The organism is Pseudomonas sp. QLc11A (genome assembly GCF_052112305.1).
Taxonomy (GTDB): domain Bacteria; phylum Pseudomonadota; class Gammaproteobacteria; order Pseudomonadales; family Pseudomonadaceae; genus Aquipseudomonas; species Aquipseudomonas laurylsulfatiphila.
In genome coordinates this window covers 1-300 of sequence record NZ_JAVAJJ010000074.1, presented here as the reverse complement: position 1 = coordinate 300, position 300 = coordinate 1, and the positions used below count along the sequence as shown (strand labels likewise).

General features: G+C 63.0%; 1 protein-coding gene. It reads left to right on the top strand.

The features are described from left to right. The coding region (locus Q8X48_RS29950; RefSeq protein ID WP_407802681.1) for an immunoglobulin-like domain-containing protein at positions 1-300 on the top strand (300 nt) is incomplete at both ends.

Genomic DNA, 300 nt, shown 5'->3' with positions numbered 1-300 from the left:
CGACCACCGTCACTGAATCCATCAAGGACGCAGTGGGCGGTAACCTGGAACTGGTGTCGCCAAACACAACGCCAGTGACCACCACGGTCAACGATGTCAACGACACCACCACCGTGACCCTGTCCGCGACCCCGAGCGTGGATGAAAACGGCACCATTACCTACACCGCGACGCTGACCGATGCCCAGGGCAAACCGGTCACCGCGCAGAACGGTCCGGTGACCGTGACCCTCGACAGCGGCAAGGTGATCACCATCGCTGAAGGCCAGAGCTCCGGCAGCCTGCCAGTGACCGTGGGCA